The 21,711-nt window shown below is 61.8% G+C and carries 19 protein-coding genes and 1 tRNA gene; 13 read left to right on the forward strand and 7 right to left on the reverse strand.

The features are described 5' to 3' along the window. Positions 1-51 precede the first annotated feature (51 nt). On the forward strand, positions 52-945 hold the full coding sequence (locus tag AB6802_RS16250; protein WP_371011149.1) for an NAD-dependent epimerase/dehydratase family protein: 894 nt from the start codon (positions 52-54) through the stop codon (positions 943-945). 17 nt (positions 946-962) lie between these two features. Here AB6802_RS16250 and AB6802_RS16255 read toward each other — a convergent pair whose 3' ends face one another. From AB6802_RS16255 to AB6802_RS16275, 5 genes are all read right to left on the reverse strand, one after another. Then, a complete protein-coding gene (locus AB6802_RS16255) occupies positions 963-2,165 on the reverse strand; it encodes a mandelate racemase/muconate lactonizing enzyme family protein (RefSeq protein WP_371011150.1) in 1,203 nt (400 codons plus the stop codon). A gap of 9 nt (positions 2,166-2,174) precedes the next feature. After that, positions 2,175-2,501 carry an NIPSNAP family protein gene (locus AB6802_RS16260; protein WP_371011300.1) on the reverse strand — a complete coding sequence of 109 codons (327 nt, stop codon included), beginning with the start codon at positions 2,499-2,501 and terminating at the stop codon, positions 2,175-2,177. Positions 2,502-2,600: 99 nt separating this feature from the next. Then, positions 2,601-3,959 (reverse strand): mandelate racemase/muconate lactonizing enzyme family protein, encoded by a 1,359-nt coding sequence (locus AB6802_RS16265; RefSeq protein WP_371011151.1) that lies wholly within the window; start codon positions 3,957-3,959, stop codon positions 2,601-2,603. A 44-nt stretch (positions 3,960-4,003) separates the two neighbouring features. Continuing rightward, on the reverse strand, positions 4,004-5,170 hold the full coding sequence (locus AB6802_RS16270) for a mandelate racemase/muconate lactonizing enzyme family protein (RefSeq protein WP_371011152.1): 1,167 nt from the start codon (positions 5,168-5,170) through the stop codon (positions 4,004-4,006). A 48-nt stretch (positions 5,171-5,218) separates the two neighbouring features. After that, entirely contained in the window at positions 5,219-5,929 is a 711-nt protein-coding gene (locus AB6802_RS16275) for a GntR family transcriptional regulator (protein ID WP_371011153.1), read from the reverse strand. A gap of 212 nt (positions 5,930-6,141) precedes the next feature. Between AB6802_RS16275 and AB6802_RS16280 the strand changes: the two genes are divergently transcribed. From AB6802_RS16280 to AB6802_RS16320, 9 genes are all read left to right on the forward strand, one after another. Beyond that, the gene (locus AB6802_RS16280) at positions 6,142-7,623 is read left to right on the forward strand and encodes a sugar ABC transporter substrate-binding protein (protein ID WP_371011154.1); all 1,482 of its coding nucleotides are present in this window, start codon (positions 6,142-6,144) and stop codon (positions 7,621-7,623) included. 74 nt (positions 7,624-7,697) lie between these two features. After that, positions 7,698-8,654, forward strand: coding sequence for a carbohydrate ABC transporter permease (locus AB6802_RS16285; RefSeq protein WP_371011155.1), 957 nt, complete (start codon positions 7,698-7,700; stop codon positions 8,652-8,654). Beyond that, the gene (locus AB6802_RS16290; protein WP_371011156.1) at positions 8,651-9,541 is read left to right on the forward strand and encodes a carbohydrate ABC transporter permease; all 891 of its coding nucleotides are present in this window, start codon (positions 8,651-8,653) and stop codon (positions 9,539-9,541) included. The genes AB6802_RS16285 and AB6802_RS16290 overlap by 4 nt, the downstream gene beginning before the upstream one ends. 9 nt (positions 9,542-9,550) lie before the next feature. Then, complete coding sequence (locus AB6802_RS16295) at positions 9,551-10,648, forward strand: ABC transporter ATP-binding protein (protein ID WP_371011157.1); 1,098 nt, start codon at positions 9,551-9,553, stop codon at positions 10,646-10,648. A 32-nt stretch (positions 10,649-10,680) separates the two neighbouring features. Further along, on the forward strand, positions 10,681-11,844 hold the full coding sequence (locus AB6802_RS16300) for a mandelate racemase/muconate lactonizing enzyme family protein (RefSeq protein WP_371011158.1): 1,164 nt from the start codon (positions 10,681-10,683) through the stop codon (positions 11,842-11,844). A gap of 21 nt (positions 11,845-11,865) precedes the next feature. After that, a complete protein-coding gene (locus AB6802_RS16305) occupies positions 11,866-12,600 on the forward strand; it encodes a ribonuclease activity regulator RraA (protein WP_371011159.1) in 735 nt (244 codons plus the stop codon). A gap of 439 nt (positions 12,601-13,039) precedes the next feature. Further along, entirely contained in the window at positions 13,040-13,348 is a 309-nt protein-coding gene (locus AB6802_RS16310; RefSeq protein ID WP_371011160.1) for a hypothetical protein, read from the forward strand. A 53-nt stretch (positions 13,349-13,401) separates the two neighbouring features. Further along, positions 13,402-13,950: an inorganic diphosphatase gene (locus AB6802_RS16315; protein ID WP_371011161.1), complete on the forward strand. Its 549-nt coding sequence runs from the start codon at positions 13,402-13,404 to the stop codon at positions 13,948-13,950. A 417-nt stretch (positions 13,951-14,367) separates the two neighbouring features. Next, complete coding sequence (locus AB6802_RS16320) at positions 14,368-14,550, forward strand: isochorismatase family protein (RefSeq protein WP_371011162.1); 183 nt, start codon at positions 14,368-14,370, stop codon at positions 14,548-14,550. A 408-nt stretch (positions 14,551-14,958) separates the two neighbouring features. Here AB6802_RS16320 and AB6802_RS16325 read toward each other — a convergent pair. Together AB6802_RS16325 and AB6802_RS16330 are read right to left on the reverse strand one after the other, a co-directional pair. Beyond that, a tRNA-His gene (locus AB6802_RS16325) sits at positions 14,959-15,035 on the reverse strand. 337 nt (positions 15,036-15,372) lie between these two features. Then, positions 15,373-15,837: a phasin gene (locus tag AB6802_RS16330; RefSeq protein WP_371011163.1), complete on the reverse strand. Its 465-nt coding sequence runs from the start codon at positions 15,835-15,837 to the stop codon at positions 15,373-15,375. A 256-nt stretch (positions 15,838-16,093) separates the two neighbouring features. On the opposite strand from AB6802_RS16330, the gene AB6802_RS16335 reads away from it, so the two are divergent. The 3 genes from AB6802_RS16335 (at position 16,094) to AB6802_RS16345 (ending at position 21,708) form a co-directional block, all read left to right on the forward strand. Next, entirely contained in the window at positions 16,094-20,155 is a 4,062-nt protein-coding gene (locus AB6802_RS16335; RefSeq protein WP_371011164.1) for a PAS domain S-box protein, read from the forward strand. Between the two features lie 164 nt (positions 20,156-20,319). Then, positions 20,320-21,075, forward strand: a complete 756-nt coding sequence (locus AB6802_RS16340) for a DUF4142 domain-containing protein (protein ID WP_371011165.1) — start codon at positions 20,320-20,322, stop codon at positions 21,073-21,075. Between the two features lie 24 nt (positions 21,076-21,099). After that, on the forward strand, positions 21,100-21,708 hold the full coding sequence (locus AB6802_RS16345) for a hypothetical protein (protein ID WP_371011167.1): 609 nt from the start codon (positions 21,100-21,102) through the stop codon (positions 21,706-21,708). Positions 21,709-21,711 lie beyond the last annotated feature (3 nt).

The following is a 21,711-nucleotide window of genomic DNA, read 5'->3' on the forward strand; positions in this document are numbered from 1 at the left end:
CTGCCAGCCGGCACCGGCTGCTCGACCGAACAAATCCGTTGGGAGGAAACGATGGGCAAACGGATCATTTTCACCGGCGGCAGCGGCAAGATCGGCCGCCACGCCATACCCTATCTCTTGAAGCGCGGCCATGAGGTCCTGAACCTCGACCTGACACCGCTCGATGTGCCAGGTGTGGACACAATCATCACCAACCTTGCCGACGCCGGCGAGACCTACAATGCACTGACGCTGCATTTCGGCTTCAGCGAGTATTTCGGCGGCAAAGGCCGTAGCCCGGTCGACGCCGTGGTCCATTTCGCGGCGCTGCCGCGGATCTTCCTGCGACCCGACAACGCCATGTTCGCCGCCAATGTGCAGTCGACCTACAATGTGATCGAGGCCGCCACCAAGCTCGGCATCCGCAAGATCGTCACCGCTTCCAGCGAAACGGTCTATGGCGTGTGCTTTGCCGAAGGTGTCCGCGATTTCACGTCGTTTCCGGTGGAGGAGGACTACGACGTCGATCCGACCGACAGCTATGGTCTTTCCAAAGCGCTGGGCGAGAAGATCGCGCGTTCTTTCGCCTCCCGCACAGGAGCCGACATCTACGCGCTCAGGATCGGCGGCGTCGTCGAACCGCAGGACTATGCCCGCTTCCCGGAATTCCTGGCCGATCCCTCGAAACGGCGGCGCGATGGATGGACCTATATGGACGCACGCGATCTCGGCCAGATCGTCGATCTCTGCATCGAGAAGGACGGCTTGGGCTTCCAGATATTCAACGCGGTCAACGACAATATCGTGGCCGAGGTACCGACGGCGGAATTTCTGAGCAAGCATGCACCCGACACACCCGTCACGCGCGCCATGGACGGGTTCGAGGGACCGATCTCAAACCGCAAGCTGCGCGACGTCCTCGGTTTCCGGCAAGAGCATGACTGGCGGAAACAGCGACCCGGCTGATGCGCTGACAGGCAGCTTCAGCGATCGAAGAAGCCCGCATCCTCTTCGCTGAGATATTTCCTGGCCGCTTCCGCGTCGATATCGAGACCCAGGCCCGGCGCTTCGAGCAGGTCCACCATGCTGTCCTTCACGATCTGCGATGGCAAGCCGATCACCAGATCCTCCCACCAGGGATCGGAAGCGCTTGGATATTCGAAGGCGACGTAGTTGGCGGGCAAGGTGGCGCAGACGTTGATCAGCGCGCCGAGCCCGAGCAGGCCGTTCGCGGTGCCGTGCGGGGCCATCAGGATCGAGTGCATGTAGGCGTGCTCGGCAACCCATTTGAGCTCGGCGATGCCGCCGATATCGGCCGGGTCCGGACCGATGACGCGCACCGCCTGTGTCTCGATCAACTCCTTGAAATTGTGCCGCAGATAGATCTGCTCGCCGGTGTGGATCGGCGTCGAGGTAGATGAGGTCAGTTCCCGGTAGGCCTGCGGATTGACCCACGGCACATAATCACCGGTCAGCATGTCCTCGAGCCACATCAAATTGTACTTCTCGACCGCGCGCGCGAACTTGATCGCATCGGGCAGCATCCAGCCCGGGCCGCAGTCGAGCGCCAGGCTGACCTTGTCGCCGAGCACCTCCTTCATCGCGATCACGCAGTCGAGCATGTGATTGAAACCGCGCTCGCTGATCACGCCCTGATCCATGGCGCCGTGATAGCCGGCCTTCTTCTGCGTCACGCCGTAGTGAAAACCCTCGACGCTGTCCTTCATGTTGGAGTGGAACGAGATGCCTTGCTTGACCATGAAGAAGTTCTGCGGCTGCTCCATCATCCATTTGACGTCGGCGGCATAATCCTGCGGCCGGTCGCCCGTGCGCTTGCGGCGGATCGAGCCGTTATAGACGCGCACCTTGTCGCGCACCTTGCCGCCGAGCAATTTGTAAACCGGCACGCCCGCGGCCTTGCCGGCGATGTCCCACAACGCATGCTCGATGGCGCTCACCGCGGCACCATAGGGTTTGAACGAGCCGCGCTGGCGGATCTTCAGCATCACCCGCTCGACATCGGTCGGGTCCTCGCCGATCAGCGCCTCGCGGAAATGCAGCACAAAGGGCTTGAGATAGCTTTTCGTATACTCGACTTCGCCAAGGCCGTAGAGGCCCTCGTCGGTGACGATGCGGACGATCGGGTGCTTGCCGATAACAGCACAGCGCAGGTCGGTGATCTTCATGGCGCAGTCCTATTTCACAGACGAGAAGGCCGTCGGCGTGAGCAGCTGGCTGCTGATATTGGCAACGATCTGCCCGTCGCGCTCAGACTCGTCGCGAGCCCTGTGCCATACCGGATCGGCGACGAAAGCCGTCCATTTCGCCTCACGCTCGGCCAGCGATTCCCAGGCGAGGAAATATGTGAGGCGATTGCTGTTTTCGCCGATCACCGTGGTGAAAAACCCGGCTTGACGGATGCCATGCCTCTCCCAGATGGCCAGCGTTTGGTCGGAAAAGCGCTTGAGCAAAGCCGGCAGCCTGCCCGGCAGGCAGTCATAGACACGCTGTTCGTAGATCATGGTTTCGTCCGTTTCTTCCTTCGCCTCTCCCTGGGAGAGGTCGACACGCATGGTTGGTCGTTGGCCTTGTGAGCCTGGGGGAATGAGGGAGGGTCCGGGCTAACTCCAGGTCCGGTCCCAGCTGTATTCATTGTCCCAATGCTCGGTGGATTGCCATATCCCCGTGACACCCGGTTGCAGGTGCAGCGAGATTACCTCGTCGACCACGTCGTCGATCCCCAGGCCCGGCTTGTCCAGCACGGTGATAAAGCCGTCCTTAACGAGCGGCTTGGGCAGGCCGGTGACGATATCGTCCCACCAGTCGACATCGGCCGAGTGGTATTCGAGCGCTATGAAGTTTTCGGTCGCGACGGCGACATGTGCGGCGGCCATCGCGGCGATCGGACTTTCGGCCATATGGATCGCCATGGCGACGCCGTGGTCCTGCGCCATATCGCCGATCTTCTTGGTCTCGAGGATGCCACCGCTGGTGAGCAGGTCCGGGTGGATAACCGAGAGACCGCCGCTCTTGAGCAGAGGCTCGAACCCCTCCTTGAGATAGATGTCCTCACCGGTGCAGATCGGCACCGTGGTGGCCTGCTGCAGTAGCCGGTACTGCTCGGTGTATTGCCAAGGGATCACATCCTCGAGCCAGGCGGGGACATATTTCTCGATACGGCGCGACAGGCGGATGCCGTCCTGCAGCGAGATATGGCCGACATGGTCGATGGCCAACGGGATTTCGTAGCCGATCACCTCTCGAACTTCGTGAATATACTGCTCGAGCAGGTCTATGCCTTTTTCGGTGAAATGCAGGCTCGTGAACGGGTGCTGCACGTTCTGCGCGTCGTAGGCAAGATTGCGCGCCTTGCGTTCCTCAAGCGTGCCGCCACGGCCGCGCGGACTGGCGTTGAAACCTTCGAGCGCGCCGGCGGGCGCAACCACGGCGCCCGGGACATGGGCGATCTGCATCAAGCCCAGGTCCATTTTGAGGAAGCTGAAACCACGCTCCATGCGCTGCTTGAGGCGCTTGCCGGTTTCGGTGCCGCTCGGTTTCTCGGCATCGGTATCGCAATAGACACGCACCTTATCGCGAAACTTGCCGCCGAGCATCTGGTAGATCGGCACGCCATAGGCCTTGCCGGCCAGGTCCCAGAGCGCGATCTCGACCGCCGAGACGCCGCCGCCTTGCCGGCCGTGGCCGCCGAACTGCTTGATGCGGCGAAACAGGCGATCGATGTCGCAGGGGTTCTCGCCAAGCAGCCGGCTTTTGAGCATCAGCGCGTAAGTGGCGCTGGCTCCGTCACGCACCTCGCCAAGCCCGACGATGCCCTGGTTGGTATAGATCTTGAGCAACGCCGAGGTGAATGGCGCGCCGACGATTTCGGCAACCCGCATGTCGGTGATGCGAAGCTCCGACGGCCTGGAGTTCGTGTTGATCCGATTGAGAGCCTCGCCGGCTCCACCCGTCTTTGGCATGATTTATCCTCGTTCTGATCGGCGGGGGCTGTTGCTGGGCGCTGCTAGCCGAGTTCAATCTCATGGGCCTGCAGATAGTCGCGGTTCATCTCAACCCCGAGACCAGGCTTGGAGGTCAGTTTGAGGTTGCCATTCGAAACATCGAGCGGTTTGTCGATGAGGTGATCATATTTGCCCAGGTTCCATTCCGACGTTTCGAGTTTGTAGAAGTTGGGAACGGTCATCATCACCTGCGCCCCCGCAACCACGTTGATCGGTCCGGCGGCGTCGTGCGGCGAAACCGGGATGTAGTATGCCTCGCACAGGGCGGAGATCTTCTTGAGTTCGGTAATGCCGCCCGTCCAGGTGACGTCGGGCATGATGTAGTCGGCGAGCTTGTTCTCGAGCACCGGCACGAAATCCCACTTGGTGTGGCCGCGTTCGCCCCATGAGATGGCGGCATTGACCTTGTCGCGCACCTGCTTGAGGGCGTTGAGGCTCTCCGGCGGGCAGGGTTCCTCGAACCAGTCGATCTGGCCGGCTTCCTCAAGGCTGCGGCAGAGGCGAATGGCGGTGGGAACGTCGAAGCGGCCATGCGCATCGATGAGGATGTCGACATCAGGGCCCGCCGTTTCGCGGATCAGAGCCGTGAGCTCGGCCGCCTCGCGTTCGTCTTTTCGAGTCATGCTGCCATCGAGGTAACCGTCGCGCTGTTCGCGCGACAAGCCATCGGCGGTGCGGCCCTGATGGGGGAACGGGTCGAACTTGAGCCCAGTATGTCCGGACTCGACGATGTCTCGAATTTCGCGGACCACGGCCTCCTTGCTGGTAAACTTGCGCTGGTTGGGATGGGTGTAGAGTGCGATCTCATCGCGCACCGGCCCGCCCAACAATTCGTAGATCGGCTTGCCCAGGACTTTGCCGCGGATATCCCAGAGCGCGATGTCGATCGCGCTGACGCATTCGACAGCCGCGCCGCGGCTGCCCATATAGGTGAAGCTGCGGAAAATCTTGTGCCACAGACGCTCGATACACGCCGGATCCTCGCCTGCCACGGCGATGCCGATCTGCCGCAGGATCGTGCAGAGAGCGCGGTTCGCCAGCTTCGTCGTGGTGGTGATCTCGCCCCAGCCGCTCACCCCCTCGTCCGTCGTCACTTCGACGAACAGGTACTCGCCCCAGTATGAAGCATCGGACTTGATCAGCCACGGCCGAACGCTCGTGATTTTCATCTCAACTACCCTTTTCTGAAATGGCCAAGCTGACTGTGTCTGGATTGGTTATCCAGCCCGGGCGGCGCTGCGTGCGCGCATGTGTTCGAGGACGTGCCGGCCGGAACCCTCGACATGGCGCGCGATGAGCTCGGCTGCCTCGTCCGCGTTTCCCGCTTTGACATGCGCGATGAGCTCGCGGTGCTCGCGCAGGATCGCGGCACGCCGGGCGAGCGTAAAATTGAAACGCCGGCTCACGGCGCGCAGCACTTCGCGATGCTTCCACCAGAGCTCGGCGGCGTGGCGGTTGTAGTGCCGCTGATACATCACAGTGTGAAAGGCGGTATCCAGCTCGCTGTGCCTGAACGTATCGGCAAAATTGTTCTCTTCGATCAGGCCTTGGAGACGTTCGAGTTCGGCGATGTCTTCGTCGGTAGCCATGTTCACGAACCATCGCGTCAGGGCCGGCTCGATCAGGACACCGATCTCGTAGATGTCGCGGACAAAATCCTGATCGATGGGCCGCACGCGTGCCCCGCGATTGGGCAGAAAGGTGACAAAGCCTTCGCCACGCAACAATTGCAGGGCCTCGCGCACGGGATTGGTCGAGGTGCCGTGGCGTCGGGCGAGATCGGTGACCACAAGCCGTTCGTTGGCGGCGAGCCGCCCCTCGATGATGTCCTCCCTGATCAGTTCATAGAGCGAGGCGCCCTCGCTGGAAGCCCCGAGGGCGTCGATCCCTTCCGGTGGCTCCGCTTTAAAATCGCTTGTTTCGGCCAAGTCCTGCTCCCCAGTCCATACACATCCTACCCTATATCACGCTCAGGTTTGATAAAACAATGTACGATTCTGTCCGTTGACAGCCAATCTGCGATCTGAAAACGTATTAAGCGCTCGAAGAGATACACAGATGGAGCCCCCCCGCTATCGAACGAGCAAAGACCGCTCGCCTCGATGCAGAGCGGCATGGGAGAGAAACCTGGAGGATACCTATGACGAGGATCACACTCGGCGGTGCCGTCCTGCGCGGCACCGTCTCCACTGCTTTAATGGCATCGTTGATGTCCGCCCCGGCGCTGGCTGCGCCCCCGGTCGATCTGAGCAAGTGGTCGCCGGAATATGTGCGCTCCATCGCCGGCACACAGGATTTTGATACGGCTGGCGATTGCGCCAAGGTCACCCCGCTCGACTACAAGGGGCGACTGACGTTCTGGTATCAGGGCGTGTTCGAAGGTGACCCCGATCTCCTGCGTCAGTACTACAAGGATTTCTTCGAGACCTTCCGCAAGACCTACCCGAACATCCAACTCGAGGAAGAAGCCCTCACCTATAACGATCTCCTGGACAAGTTCCGCACGGCGCTGCTTGGCAATGCCGCGCCGATGGCGGTGCGCCTGCAAATCCTGGGAGGCACCGAGTTCGCCTCGAAGGGCTATCTGCAACCGCTCAAGCCCGAGGACGTGGGATATTCGACCGAGGATTTCTGGCCCGGCGCCATGAAGGCCGTGACCTGGGACGGCGTGACCTACGGCATTCCGACCAACAACGAGACGATGGCCTTCATCTGGAATGCCGACATCTTCAAGCGCGCTGGCCTCGATCCGGAGAAGGCTCCGGCAACCTGGGACGATGTGGTCAAGTACTCCAAGCAGATCCACGACAAGCTCGGCATCGCCGGCTACGGTCTCGTGGCTCGAAAGAATGCGGGCAATACTCCGTACCGCTTCATGCCGCAGCTGTGGGCCTATGGCGGCGGCGTCTTCGACGAAGCCACGGCGAACCCGACCTACAAGGACATCGAACTCAACAGTCCGCAGAGCAAGGCCGCGCTGCAAGCGTCTTACGACATGTATGTTCGCGACAAGTCGGTCCCGGTTTCAGCGCTCACCAACCAGCAGGCCGACAACCAGCCGCTGTTCCTCGCCGGCCAGCTCGGCATGATGATCTCGCACCCATCCGACTACAATGTCATGCTCGACCTGCAGAAGAAGGCGACGGGCACCGACAAGGACAAGGCGCAGACTGTTATCGACAACATGCGTTACGGCCTGATACCGACCGGCCCCGACGGCAAGCGCGCCGTGGTCTTCGGTGGCTCGAACATCCACATCCTGAAGCCCGAATATGTCGACGGCGGCAAAGTGGACGAGCCGGCGGCAAAGGCCATGATCTGCATGTGGACCAGCCCCGAATGGTCTTTGAAGATGGCCTATGCCGGGTCGAACCCCGGCAATCTCAACGGCTTCAAGACCAAATGGATGAAGGAGCGCCTGGACAGCATCAAGTTCCTCGATGTCACCACCTCGATGCTGCCATACGGGATCCCGTTCCCGGCGCTGCCGCAGTCCCCGGAAATCATGAACATCATCGTCCCCGACATGCTGCAGAATGCCCTTACCGGAGCGATGACGGTCGACCAGGCAGCGGACGACGCAGCCAAGAAGGTGAAAGACCTGATGGGAGGCGGACTCTGATCCAGGTCTGAGCGACGATCCGACCGGCTGCCTCGTGAGCGCAGCCGGTTCTTCCCAGAAAAACGAGGGCGACAGTGACGACCGTGACCGGCAAGGCCGAGGCTCGCGACAGATTGCAACCGGATAGGTCTGGCCTGCTCGGCAGGATCTGGGAGCACCGCGCCGATTACGCCTATGTGCTTCCGGCGATCGCGGTGATGCTCATCGTCATCGCCTATCCGATCTACTACACGATCGAGCTGTCGTTCTTCAACACGCCGCCCGGCTTGCAACTGCGCGACAAGATCTTCGTCGGCGTCAACAACTACACGAGCATCCTCGCCAGTGAGGTGTTCTGGCAAGTCACCTTGAACACCCTGATCTGGACCGTAGCATCCACATTCTTTTCCTTCGTCCTGGGATTTGCCGCCGCGCTGGCGCTTCATCGCGACTTTATCGGCCGGGGGATCTTGCGGGCCATCCTGATCATTCCCTGGGTCATCAGCGCGGTCGCCGCCTCCTATATCTGGAAGTGGATCTACCATTCGGACTTTGGCATCATCGGCGCGGTGCTGGTCGAGCTTGGATGGGCCGACCGGCCGCCGAATTTCATCGACAGTGTCTCAACGGTGCTGCCCTCCCTGATCGTCGTCAACATCTGGCGGGAGTTTCCATTCGCCATGATCATGATGATGGCCGGGCTGCAGACGGTGCCCGACCAGTTGCTGCGCGCCGCGAAAGTCGACGGGGCCAATGCGTGGCAACGCTTCTGGCATGTCACGTTCCCGCATCTGAGAAACGTCTCGACGGTGACGATCCTGCTGCTGGCGGTGGCCAACTTCAATTCCTTCATCATCCCCTGGATCATGACCGGCGGCGGACCATCGAACGCATCGCATATCTGGATCACTCACATTTATGAGCTCGCCTTCGGCCGCCAGCGCTGGGGAGTGGCGTCGGCCTATTCGGTGCTGCTGTTCCTCATCCTGATGGCGTTCGGCTATTTCTACGTCCGGGCACTGAGCGGCAACGAGCGGAAGGATGGCGCATGACAACGATTGCCACGACAGCTCCTCGAGGCCAGTCGCGCCGCCGCATGCGCGTCGATGGATGGCGATGGGCGGGGCGCGTCTTCCTCGTCTTCATGCTGCTTTACACCGCATTGCCGATGATCTGGATGCTGCTTACCTCGATCAAATCGGGCTTTGCGGCGATGCAGTTTCCACCGCAATGGTGGCCAGACCAGCCGACTCTTGCCAGCTACCAGAAGCTGCTCGATCCGCAAAACAGCGTCGGCCACGACTTCCTCCGCTTCTTCTGGAACAGTCTTCTCGTCTCGACCGCCACGACCGTCCTTTCCGTGATCGTGGCGGTCCCCGCGGCCTACGCGTTTTCGCGCTTCACTTTCCCGGGCCGGAACTTCCTGTTCTTCGCCGTGTTGCTGCGCAACATGTTCCCGGCGGTGATTTTTCTCGTGCCGCTCTTCATCCTGATGCGCGCGATCGGGTTGGTGAACACGCATGGTTCGCTTGTTCTCACCTACCTTACCTTCGGCCTGCCGCTGGCAATCTGGCTGCTCAAGGGCTTTTACGACAACATTCCGGTGCAGCTCGAACAGGCGGCGCGCATCGACGGGGCGACGCGGTTCCAGGCGTTTATCCTGATCGTGATGCCGCTCTCGGCGCCAGGAATCATCGCCACGGCGATCTATTCCTTCATCGGCGCGTGGAACGAGTACATCTACGCCTACACGTTCCTCTCCAAGAACGACCAGTTGACGCTGCCGGTCGGCATCCAGCGTTTCTTCTCGGAAAATACGACGGACTTTCCGGGGCTGATGGCAGCCAGCTTCATGATGAGCGTGCCCGTCGTGGTGCTGTTCCTCGTCCTGCAACGATACTTCGTACGCGCCCTTACAGAAGGCGCGGTCAAGCACTAGGAGCTGCCGATGGCCCACGTGGTCCTCAAAGATCTCGTCAAGACCTATGGCAGCTTCAAAGCTGTCAATGACGTTTCGCTGACGGTCAATGACGGTGAGTTCGTTGCGCTTGTCGGCCCTTCAGGCTGCGGCAAGACAACCACGCTCAATCTCGTCGCGGGGCTGATCCCGATCACTTCGGGCGGCATCCTTATCGGCGATCGGGTGGTCAACGACCTCGACCCGAAGGACCGAGACATCGCCATGGTGTTCCAGAACTATGCGCTCTACCCGCAAAAGTCGGTCTATATGAACCTCGCCTTCCCGTTGCAGATGCGCAAGCTGCCCAAAGCCGAGATCGACAGGAAAGTCAGGGAAGCGGCGCGCGTCCTCGACATGACACAGTTGCTCGAACGCAAGCCGCGCGAACTTTCGGGCGGGCAACAGCAGCGCGTGGCGCTCGGCCGCGCCCTCGTCCGAGATCCGGCGGTGTTCCTGATGGACGAACCGCTCTCCAATCTCGACGCGAAGCTGCGCGTGCAGATGCGCTCCGAACTCAAGCGTTTCCATCAGGATCTCAAGGCGACGATCATCTATGTGACGCACGACCAGCTCGAAGCCGTGACCATGGCAGACAGGATGGCTGTGATGAACGGCGGCTATCTGCAGCAATACGATTCGCCGGCCCAGGTTTTCGCCCATCCCGCCAACATGTTCGTGGCGAGCTTCGTCGGCAGTCCGGCAATGAGCCTTGTTCCACTGGCAGCATCGACGGCAAACGGCGACACCGTCCTGACGAGCGCCGAAGGTTGGAGCCTGGCGCTGTCGCCTCTCAATGCGCGCAAGGTTCAGAAAGCAACCACCAGGAAGGTCGTGCTCGGCGCGCGACACTCGACGATCAAGCTGCATAAGAGCGCCGTTCCCGGTGCCATTCCAGCCAAAGCCTATACGGTGGAACCGACCGGAGACGTCACCTTCGTGCAGGCGCTCCTCTCAGGCGCCATCGTCAACATCAGCGTGGCTCCCAATATTGCCGTCACACCCGACGAGCAGATCTGGCTCGAGTTCGACCAGGAGCGCATCCACCTCTTCGATGGCGAGACGGAGATGGCCCTCGAGGCCGAATGAGACGGCCGGATGCCGTGTGAAACGAGTGTGAATTGATGATGAAACTTAAGATCACGGCGATCAAGCCCTATCCGGTATGGGTCGGAACGCGCAATCAGATGCTCGTCAAGGTCGAGACCGACCAGGGCATTTTCGGCTGGGGCGAGAGCGGCTTGAGCAGTCGCGAGAAGGCCGTGGCTGGCGCGATCGAGCACTATCGCGAATTTCTCGTCGGCCGAGACCCCATGCAGACCGGCCGGATCTGGCAGGAGCTCTATCGCAGCCAGTATTTCGAAGGTGGGCGCGTTCTGCAGGCGGCGATTTCCGCCATCGACATTGCCCTGCACGACATCAAGGGCAAGGCGCTGGGGGTGCCGGTCTACGAGCTGCTGGGCGGCAAGCAGCGCGACCGCATTCCGACCTTCGCCTCGACCGGCGACGAGGCCGAGAGCGATGCTGCCATCGAACGAGCCAGTGAACTGCGCGCACAGGGATGGCAGGCGATCCGCTTCTTCCCCGTCGGGCAAAGCAGCAGGGACATCTTCGAGCCGCGCGAGTCGATTGGCCCTACCGCCAGGATGCTGAACAAGGCCCGCGAGGCGCTCGGCGACGAAGTCGTGCTCGGCATCGACTATCATCATCGGCTGTCGGTGGCCGAGGCGGCAAGCTTCTGCAACAAGCTTGGCCGCGGCGTGCTGGATTTCCTTGAGGAGCCGATACGCGACGAGACACCGGAGGCCTACGAATCCCTGCGCTCGATGACGGCCATCCCGTTCGCCATCGGTGAGGAATTTGCCAGCAAATGGCAGTTCCTGCCCTACATCGAGCGCGGCATCCAACAGTTCAACCGGCTCGATGTCTGCAATGTCGGCGGGCTTACCGAAGCGATGAAAGTCGCTGGCTGGAGCGAGGCGCACTATGTCGACCTGATGCCGCACAACCCCCTTGGCCCAGTGTGCACGGCCGCGACCATCCATCTCGCCGCCGCGGTGCCGAATTTCGCGTGGCTCGAGACCAGGGCGCCGGAAAGGAAGCTGGGCTTCGACAATTCCGAATTCTTTTCCGTGCAACCACGGCTGGACGGTCCCGACTATCCGGTCAGCGATCTGCCGGGGCTGGGCGTCGAGGTCAACGAGGCGGCGATCCAGGCACAGAGTTTCCGTTTCTGGGAAGCGCCCCACCTCAAGCGCCGCGACGGGTCTGTCACGAACTGGTAGTTCCATTCATCGGAGTCTAAAATGACGCATACGCCCGACATCACGCGACCGCCTAAAGACCTGATCGACGGGCTAAGGGAGATCGGTGCCGCGACGGTTGCCGGCACGCTTGGCCATATGGGCTTCCGCAATCCTCATATGGTCGGTCCGGTGGCGCAGAATCATGGGAAGTCGATCGTCGGGCCGGCGCTGACGCTGCAGTTCCTGCCGCAGCGGCCGGATCTCTTCAGCGAGGGAGAATATGCCGACCCGGAAACGCAACTGCACCGGCACGTGCTCTATCATGCGCAGGAAGGCGATGTGGTCGTCGTTGACGCGCGCGGCGACATGAGCTCGGGCGTCTTCGGCGATATGATGTCGACCTATTTCAAGGGCAGAGGCGGCGCGGGCATCGTCATCGATGGATGCATGCGCGACCGGCCCAATGTCGAAAAGCTCGATCTCCCGCTATGGCTGCGCGGCTGGACCCCCAACTACCATGTGCAGACCAGCATCTATCCAAACGCGGTCAACGTTCCGATTGCCTGCGGCGGTGTCACGGTGATCCCCGGCGACATCATCGTCGCGGACGATGACGGGGTGGTAGTCGTCCCCGTCGCGATGGCCTCAAAAGTGATTGAAGAATCGAAGAAGCATCACGATTGGGAGGAGTTCTCCCGCGAGAAGCTCATGCAGGGCGCGCCGCTGCAACGCTACTATCCGCTGCATGACGATGCCCGCGCAGAGTATGAGGCATGGCGCAGCGCAAGGCGCTAGCAGAACCGGTTAGCGTCTTCACGCCAATGGAAAACGGCCGATCAGCAATGGCCACCCTCACCGGCGGTTGCCTATTTCAATTATATCGGCGTCGTCTTAGGCGTGATTATTTTCTTGTTCGTTTGGCGGCATCGATGCGCTTCAGCAGCGCACGCATGGAGTCCGGCAACCACTTTTCGGTTTTGAAGATCGGAAGACTTCGAAGATACCTTCTCATGATCTCACTGCGAAAATAACGTCGCGTGACCATTCGTCTCTCTTCGTCGTCCAGCTTCTTGGGCATTGCGTTACTTGCTCGCGCGGTGCTGCATCGGAAACACCGGCCCCACCGACTGGTTCCTCCGCATGAAAGAGAGTTTCGTCCATCGCCTGGAACCACGATGAAGTCGCGGCATTGAGGACTCATCGATCCTTGTTTGCGAATGCAGAAAGCAACACGATGACCACGACTCAAAACAATCGCGAGACCGGGGCCACGAAGTATCCCGCTCGTGAAGGCCGCGATCCCACCGCCGAGTTTTCCCAAGACGCTGCGGAAAACAAGAAGCCGAAGGACGGGCTGTCGAGGCCGCCCGGCGAGGTCGACGACAAAACCCATCAATCGGACGGCCAAAATCCGCCCCGCGCGGCGACGCCATCGCCTGCCACTCAAAGGGTGGCCGGCGCCGGCCCGGCCATTGCCGAACGTTCGAAGGACGCGGGGATGCCGAGAGATGGCCGCCAGCCCGGCGAGAATTCAAAGGACTGACTCATGTCGTCAACGCGGGCCCGTCCAATCGCGCGTGCTGTTAAGGGCGATGAATGGAACCGACGGCCATGACCAATTTATTGAAGCTTCCTACCATGGCGGAGCGCTATTTCCGGATGGTGATCGAGACGCCGAGGGGTTCGGCCGCAAAGCTCGCCTACGAACCGAAATCAGGTGTTTTTCAATATTCACGACCGTTGCCGGTCGGAAACACCTACCCCTTCGATTGGGGGTTCGTTCCCTCGACCCTGGGAGAAGATGGCGATCCGCTGGACGGCATGGTCATCCATCAAGCGGCGACAGCGCCCGGCGTCGTGATCAAATGCGAACTGCTGGGTGCGTTGCGCATCAAACAGAAGGACCCCGATGGCAACGAGATCCGCAATGACCGCTATATCTTCTGCCCGCACAAAGAGGATGCACCCGACGAGGCTGTTGCCGACCATGTGCCGGACGAACTGCGCCGCGAGATCGAACAATTCTTCTTCTCGTCGGTGTTGGGCACCGGCAAGAAGATCAAGCTGAAAGGCTGGCAGAGCGCCGACAAGGCAGTTGCTTCCCTGCGCAAGGGCATGAAGGCGTTCCGCCGGCGATCGGGTTGAGGATGACGGTCGAACGGCCCCTTTCCGACAGGACGGCGCATATCTGCGTCGATATGCAAAAGATGTTCATGCCGCCCGGCCCTTGGGCCGTAAGCTGGTTGCCGGCGACGCTGCCGATGGTGATCCGCCTCGTCGAAAGGAATCCGAGCCGGACGGTCTTCACCCGTTTCATTCCGGCCCGGCGGCCCGGCGACGGCCACGGCATGTGGCGAAGCTACTTCCAGCGCTGGCAGGAGATGACCTTGGAAAGAGCCGGCACCGATATCATCGAGTTGGCGCCGCCGCTGGGATCGTTCGTCCCTCCCGCGAGGACCTTTGACAAATCGGTTTATTCGCCGTGGTTCGGTGGCGAGCTCGCCCGGTCCTTTTATCACCGGGAGGATCGACACCCTCGTCATCAGTGGCGGCGAAGCCGACATGTGCGTGCTCGCGACGGTCATGGGCGCCATCGACCTCGGGTTCCGCGTGGTACTCGCGGAGGACGCTATCTGCAGCACGTCCGATATTGCCTATGACAACATTCTCAGGCTGTTCAACGAGCGGTATTCGCATCATGTCGAGACCGGACCGGTCGAGGAGATCCTGGATTGGTGGAAGTGAGAATTGCGCTCGACCGGCAATCTACGCAGGAGGCTCCTGAGGGGGAGACGTTGATAGGTGTCGATTTCGGGCGACGGCAGCGAACCTGATCTGCCCAAACGATTTTCAGCGCATCCGCAGCGGCCAGACCCGGAACAGGGAGCGCGGGAAGGCTTCGGCCTTCCCGGTTGATGCGCCGGCGTGGAGTGTTGCAGCGCGTCGGCCCACAAGCCCCAAGCCGCCTTGCACGAGATTCGGCCAACTTTTGTTGACCGTCGTAGACATAGCTGAATTTGGTGCCGAACGGTAAACGAGCGGTAAGGTCGCCGTCTCCCATGACGGAGACTTGGACTTTAACGAGTTTAGCTATCAGCTAGCTTGGCAAGCCATTGATTTGCAAGTATTTTTTCAAGTGCTTTTGTAAGCCGATGGTACCGTTGGCTGGGATCGAACCAGCGACCTCCGGATCCACAATCCGGCGCTCTAACCAGCTGAGCTACAACGGCACTTCTGCCTGGGCAGGATCGCGGTGGAAGTCTCCGCAAACCGCCTTATCGTCGGCGAAGCGTCCAATACGGGCTATCGGATTTTAATTCAAGGCCTTTGATATGGCAAAGGACAAGGTTGTCCTCATCGCGTCTTGGGAAAAGGCAAAAGAAAAGGCCGGCGGGAGGAGGTGCCGGCCTTTTCCTGTTACGAGCCAGCGGGAGGAGGTGCTGGCTGGTCACCCCGGAAACGGAGGGAGGAGGTTCCATTTCCGGGTATCTGGTTAATCAAATCTATCGCACGTATTTGTCTGACGAAATGCGACGTTTTGATGCATCGCAGTTTTGTGCGTCTAAATTAGGCAGCCTTAACGTCCTTGATCGCCTTTTCGAAGGCGGTCTTGACCGGCTTGGAGACGTCCTCGACCGCCTTGGTGGCAACGGTCTGGAGTTCCTTGGCCTGCTCGACAGCGGTCTCGACACGCTTGCGCAGGAAAGAGGTCTGCAGCTCGACGACTTCCGAGAGGCTCTTGGCGCCGATCAGCGCTTCGAGATGCGAGAAGCCGGCTTCGAAATTGGAGCGCAGCACGGCGATGGTCTTGAGCGAAACGTCGCTGGAAACGGTCTTGGCGGTCTCGAAGGTCGACTCCAGAACCTTCTGGGTCTCCTCGGCGCCGGTCTTCAGCTTGGCATAGGCTTCCTTCGACTGCTCGACGCCCTTCTCGGCGAAGGCGCGCATCTGATCGGTGGCCTTGGAAGCGTCAAAGCTCGGAAATTCGATGTTTTCGATGGTGTCTGCGGTCTTGGTGGCGGTCTTGGACATTTTCCAACCTTTCAGGATAGCGGCTTTGACAGAAAGCCGTCTCGTTCATGTATGATGGCAATATAGAGGTTTTTTTGTGCAACGCAACATCTTTGTTGCACTGCACCATAAAATCTTCCCCCACGTCAGCCAAGGGCGCCGTTAACCACGAGCCCAGAGATTTCGACCGTTAAACCGCCCAGCTTGTGGACCTTCCGGCCGCGGGCTTTTATTAACAAAGCGTTAACTGAAACGCCTGCGGAGGGTTGGCCAGCGCATGCCGCCTGAGAACTACTCCTTCCTCGACGTTGCCGTGCTCGACGCGGTGCGCCAGCGCTTTGCCGCCGGCGACGCCTTGGCCATTCTGTCGGCGGACCTCGAACAGGTGATCTGGGCGAATGGCCCGGGGGCGGCGGCGTTCGGCTATCCGGATATCGAAGCCATCATCGGCGCGTCCGCGGGGCTGCCGCTGATTGCCCGGCGGCAAATCATGGCGACCAGCGGTTTTCCCGATATCGGCAGCGATCGCTCCATCCTGGTAAGGCTCGCCACCGGCATGGTTAGCCGCGCCGTCGGCTTCCTGGCCAGCGCGGTGACGATGCCAGACGGCGAAAAGGCGATCATGCTGGCCGTGCCGGCGGCGCAGACCAGCTCGCGAAGCGCAGCCGAAATCGCCAGCCGCGCCATCGGCGGTTTCACAGAGGCCGGACATTTCATCGCATTCGTCGACGCACAAGGCCATGCCGATGCGGCATCGGACGGCTTTGCGGCGCTCGGCATCATGCCGGAAACACTGGCCGCCCTGGTTGCGGATGTGGCAAGCAGCGGCGACCGTGTGGTCAAGCGCCTCGTCCCCGGCGCCAGCACTTCTTACCCGGCCGGTTTTGCGCGCCTCACCGATACGCGCCATCTGCTGGTGGTGATCGATGAGGACCAGCTTGAAGAAAGCCATGAAGGCGCACAGCCACATGGCGACGTCCCCAGCGACCAGGTAGCGGCGGTAGCGGAACATGACGCGGCGGCGCCCGGCGTGCCGACTGTCGAACCACAACCCATACAAGACAACAGTCCGCCGCCTGCGACTGCCGAACAGGCTGCCGCCGTTGCGGAGGCGCCTCGGGTCGACGCTCAGCCTGCCGAGGAACGGCAGCCCGTGGCCGACGCCGCGCAACCGGAGGCGGCTCCCTCGCAAGACAATGCAATGCCTGCCGAATTGGCCCAGACTCCGGTCGACCAAACGCCGGCTTCAACCGAGCAGTCAGCCAGCTCCGTCGAATCCGGGCAAAAAGCGGCGAACAGCGATCCGGGTCAGCACGATCGCTGGTATTTCCATTCCGGCGACGACGAGACCGAGCAGGCTCCGCCGCCGGCTGAGGGCAAGCCGTTCGAGGCGACTGAAGCCGAAGCTCCCCGGGAGATCGCGGAAATCCAGGCGCCAGCTCAGCCCGTGGCACAGCGCAATATCGATCGCTCGGCGCCACCGCTGCGCTTCGTCTGGCGCACCGATGCCGAGGGCAAGTTCAGCGCGCTGTCGCCCGAGTTCGCCGAAATCGTCGGCCAGCCGGCGGCCGATGTGATCGGCCGCCGCTTCAAGGATGTCGCCACGACGTTCGGTCTCGACGCCTCCGGCGAGATCGCCGGCCTGCTCGAACGGCGCGACACCTGGTCGGGCCGCTCGGTGCTGTGGCCGGTGGCCGGTAGCGATCTCAAGATCCCGGTCGATCTGGCGGCGTTGCCTGTCTATGGCCGCAGCCGCGCCTTCGAAGGGTTTCGCGGTTTCGGCGTCGCGCGCAGCGCCGACGCCGTGGTCGACCCGGAGGCGCTCGGCCTGGCGCTGGTGCCCAACGCCGGCGCACCCGCTGAGGCGCCCACAGCAGAGCTTCCCACAGCAGAGCCATCGAAGCCTGAGGATCCGTTCCAGGGTGAGGTGCCGGCACTGACCATCGTGCCGCAGCCCGAACGGCGTTTCGCCGACAAGGTGATCCGGCTCGCCGAACATCGCCAGCCGGCCAATGACAAGCAGCCAGGAAGTGACAGGGGCCTTTCCGTCCTTGAACGCAGCGCCTTCCGCGAGATCGGTGAAAGGCTGCGCAAGGACAGTTCAGCCCCGGCCGAACCGCCTGCGCCCGAAACCGCGAAGCGGCCGGTTGCTGTCGACAAGGTTGAGACGCCGCAACCGCCAGTCAGCGAAGCTGGCATTGAAGACGCCAAGCCGGCCGCGGCCGACGTGACGCCGGACGAGCCTGAGGCACCGCCTGTGACCCCGCCGTCGGAGTCTGAGGCTTCCGAGACGACGCAAGCCACGGCCGAGGCAAAGAGCTCGCAGACGGAGACCGAGGCAGAAACCGCCGAAGCTCAGACCGAGGCGGAGGACCAGAAGGATCTGGCACGGCTCGATGGCGCCGAAGACGCCACGCCGGCGAGTTCCGCAGACCAAGGCGCAACGCCGCCCGTTTCCGGCTCGCTGCTCAACTATGCCGATGGCGAGAAACCCGCAGACGTCGCCGGTGATGCGTCCGTTGCCGACCAAAAACCGGATGCGCCGCGGACGGTCGAACCCGCTGCCGTTGAGCCCGTGCAGACCGTCGAACCACCCGTGGCGCAGCCGCTCGTCACGGAACCGGCGCCTGACGCGACGGCGGATGGCGACAGCATGACCGCCGACGATTTCCGCGACGCCCAGGACAATGAGGATTGGGCTGGTTCCGATGCCGATGCCGGCGCCACGGCAAAACAGTCGGAAGCACCGGAAGCCGCTCCACCGGAACGGCCACGCCTTCAGGTGCCGCCGCTCAAGCTGGAAGGCTTCGTGCCATCGGCCTTTTCGACCGGTGAGGACGCCAGGGCGCCGGACACCGCCATCCTGTCCAGGTTGCCGGTGCCGCTGCTTATCCACTCAGGCGACGTGCTGCACTATGCCAATGAGGCTTTCCTCGAGCTCACCGGCTACGACGCTGTCGACGACCTCGCCGATGCCGGCGGGCTGGGCGCGCTGTTTGCCGACCACTACGCCGATGATGGCGCTACGGACGAAAGCGACCGCTCGCTGAAGCTCAAGACCCGCCAGGGCCAGGAGTTTCCGATCGACGCGCTGCTGCGGTCCGTGCCATGGCGCGAGGGCAAGGCGTTGATGCTGGTGGTACGGCGCTCCGGCGAGGACGATGCGTCGCATTTCAGCGCCGCGAATGACGAGCCGGCGTTGCAGCCGGACGTGCCGGAGCTGAAGTCGCGCATCTCCGAGATGCGCACCATCATCGACACCGCAACCGACGGCGTCGTGCTGATCGGCCGCGACGGCAACATCCGCTCGATCAGTCGGCCGGCCGAAGCGCTGTTCGGCTTCGACAGCGACGAGGTCGTCGGCAAGCCGTTCGCCTCGCTGTTCGCCATCGAGAGCCAGCGCGCGGCCCGCGACTATCTCGCCGGCCTTTCCGAGCCCGGCGTGGCAAGCGTCTTGAACGACGGCCGCGAGGTCATCGGCCGCGAGGCGCAGGGACGTTTCATTCCGCTGTTCATGACCATCGGCAGGCTGCCCGGCGACAGCGGCTTCTGCGCCGTGGTGCGTGACATCACGCAGTGGAAGCGGGCCGAGGAAGACCTGACGCAAGCGCGCGCGGTCGCCGAGCGCGCCTCTTCGCAAAAGACCGATTTCCTGGCCCGCATCAGCCACGAGATCCGCACGCCGCTCAACGCCATCATCGGTTTTTCCGAACTGATGGTGGATGAGAAGTTCGGCCCGATCGCCAATGACCGCTATCGCGATTACCTGCGCGACATCAACCGCTCCGGCAACCATGTGCTCGACCTCGTCAACGACCTGCTCGACATCTCGAAGATCGAGGCCGGCCAGCAGGAGATGGCCTATGAGGCGGTGTCGCTCAACGACACGCTGGCCGAGACGGTGGCGATGATGCAGCCGCAGGCCAACCGCGAACGCGTCATCATCCGTTCCAGCTTTGCTTCGCGGCTGCCTGAGGTGGTGGCGGATTTGAGAAGCGTGCGCCAGATCGCACTCAACATCCTGTCCAACGCCATCCGTTACACGCAGGCCGGCGGACAGGTGATCGTGTCGACGGCTTACGAGGCCTCGGGCGACGTCGTCCTGCGCGTGCGTGACACCGGCATCGGCATGACGCCGGCCGAGATTGAGCAGGCGCTGAAGCCGTTCAAGCAGATCAATGCGCTGAAGCGTGGACGCGGCGACGGCACCGGCCTTGGCCTGCCACTGACCAAGGCGATGGTGGAGGCGAACCGGGCCCGGTTCACCATCACCTCGACGCCTGGCGAAGGAACCCTGGTCGAGGTCGCCTTCCCTTCGACCCGCGTGCTCGCGGAATAAATTGAAGACCACGGCCAGCCGCTATGGCGTGCAGGAAATGCAGCCGTAGTTTCCCGACCTGCCGCCGCCAGTATTGCGCGGCGTGAAATAGGTCGGCGGCGGGAACAAAGCCCGCAGGTGCTTGTTAGGCTCACATCACCATGTGTGCCAACGAGGATCTTTCCATGAAAAATAGACTGTTACTGGTTGCGCTTGGCGCGGCCACAGCCATGACTTTTGCTATGCCTGTTTTCGCCGCCGACAAGGCGCAGGATTTCGTCGACAAGGCAGCCGCCGGCGGCATGTTCGAGGTCGAGTCGAGCAAGATCGCCGAAGGCAAGGCCCAGGACAAAAGCGTCAAGGACTTCGCCCAGAAGATGATCGACGATCATGGCGCGGCCAACGCCAAGCTCGAAACGATCGCCGGCGAACAGAAGCTGACTGTGCCTTCGGAAATCGACGCAAAGCACAAGAGCGATCTGGACTCCCTTCAGGCCACGAAGGATCCGGTCGACGAGTCGTACGTCCAGATGCAGCGCGACGCGCATGCCGACGCCGTCAAGCTGTTCGAGAGCTATGCTTCCGACGGCGACAATGCGCAGTTGAAGAGCTTCGCGCAGGAAACAGTGCCGACGCTCAAGATGCATCAGGAAATGATCGAGAAGATCGCTTCCACGATGGGCGACACGTCATCGGCCACGAGTTCGACGACCCCAGCTGTCGCCACACAGGACACGGCCAACCCGGCCGCTCCGGTTCCCGGCGCCAACAGCTTCACCGAGGACCAGGCCAAGAGCCGCATCCAGGATGCCGGCTTTTCGGAAGTTTCCGCGCTGAGCAAGGACGACCAGGGCATCTGGCGGGGTCAGGCGACCAAGGACGGCAAGAAGACCGCCATTGCGCTCGACTATCAGGGCAACGTCGTTGCCGGCGCTAACTGAACAGCGAATTTGGAGATCATGATCATGAAAACAGTGACCGGACTTTTCGACAATTACGATGATGCTTCCGACGCCGTCGGCGAATTGGAAGCCAGCGGCGTTCCACACGCCGATATCAGCATCGTCGCCAACAATTCCTCCGACTGGTACGACGGTGATAACGACAGCTCCAAGACTGCCGCGGATGCTACCGGCGGGGCTGGCGTGGGTGCCGTCATCGGCGGCGCCGGCGGCCTGCTGACCGGACTTGGCCTCATGGCTATTCCCGGTGTCGGTCCGGTCGTGGCCGCCGGTTGGCTGGCAGCCACGGCAGTCGGCGCGGTCGGCGGCGCTGTTATCGGCGGTGCTGCCGGCGGCATTGTCGGAGCGCTTACCGATTCAGGCGTTCCAGAGCGGGATGCCCATGTCTATGCCGAGGGCGTGCGCCGTGGCGGCACGCTCGTGACAGCGAAGGTCAGCGACGAGCTTGTCGACGAAGCCGAGCGGATTCTCGGGCAGACCGACTCCGTCAACCTGGAGCAACGCCGCAATGCCTACGAGGCCGGCGGCTGGACCGGTTTCGATCCCAAGGCAGATCCCTACACCGATATCGAGGTTGAGCGCGACAGAACGCGCAACGCCAGCCCTCTCTGATCA

The organism is Mesorhizobium sp. RCC_202 (assembly GCF_041355295.1).
Taxonomy (GTDB): Bacteria; Pseudomonadota; Alphaproteobacteria; order Rhizobiales; family Rhizobiaceae; genus Mesorhizobium.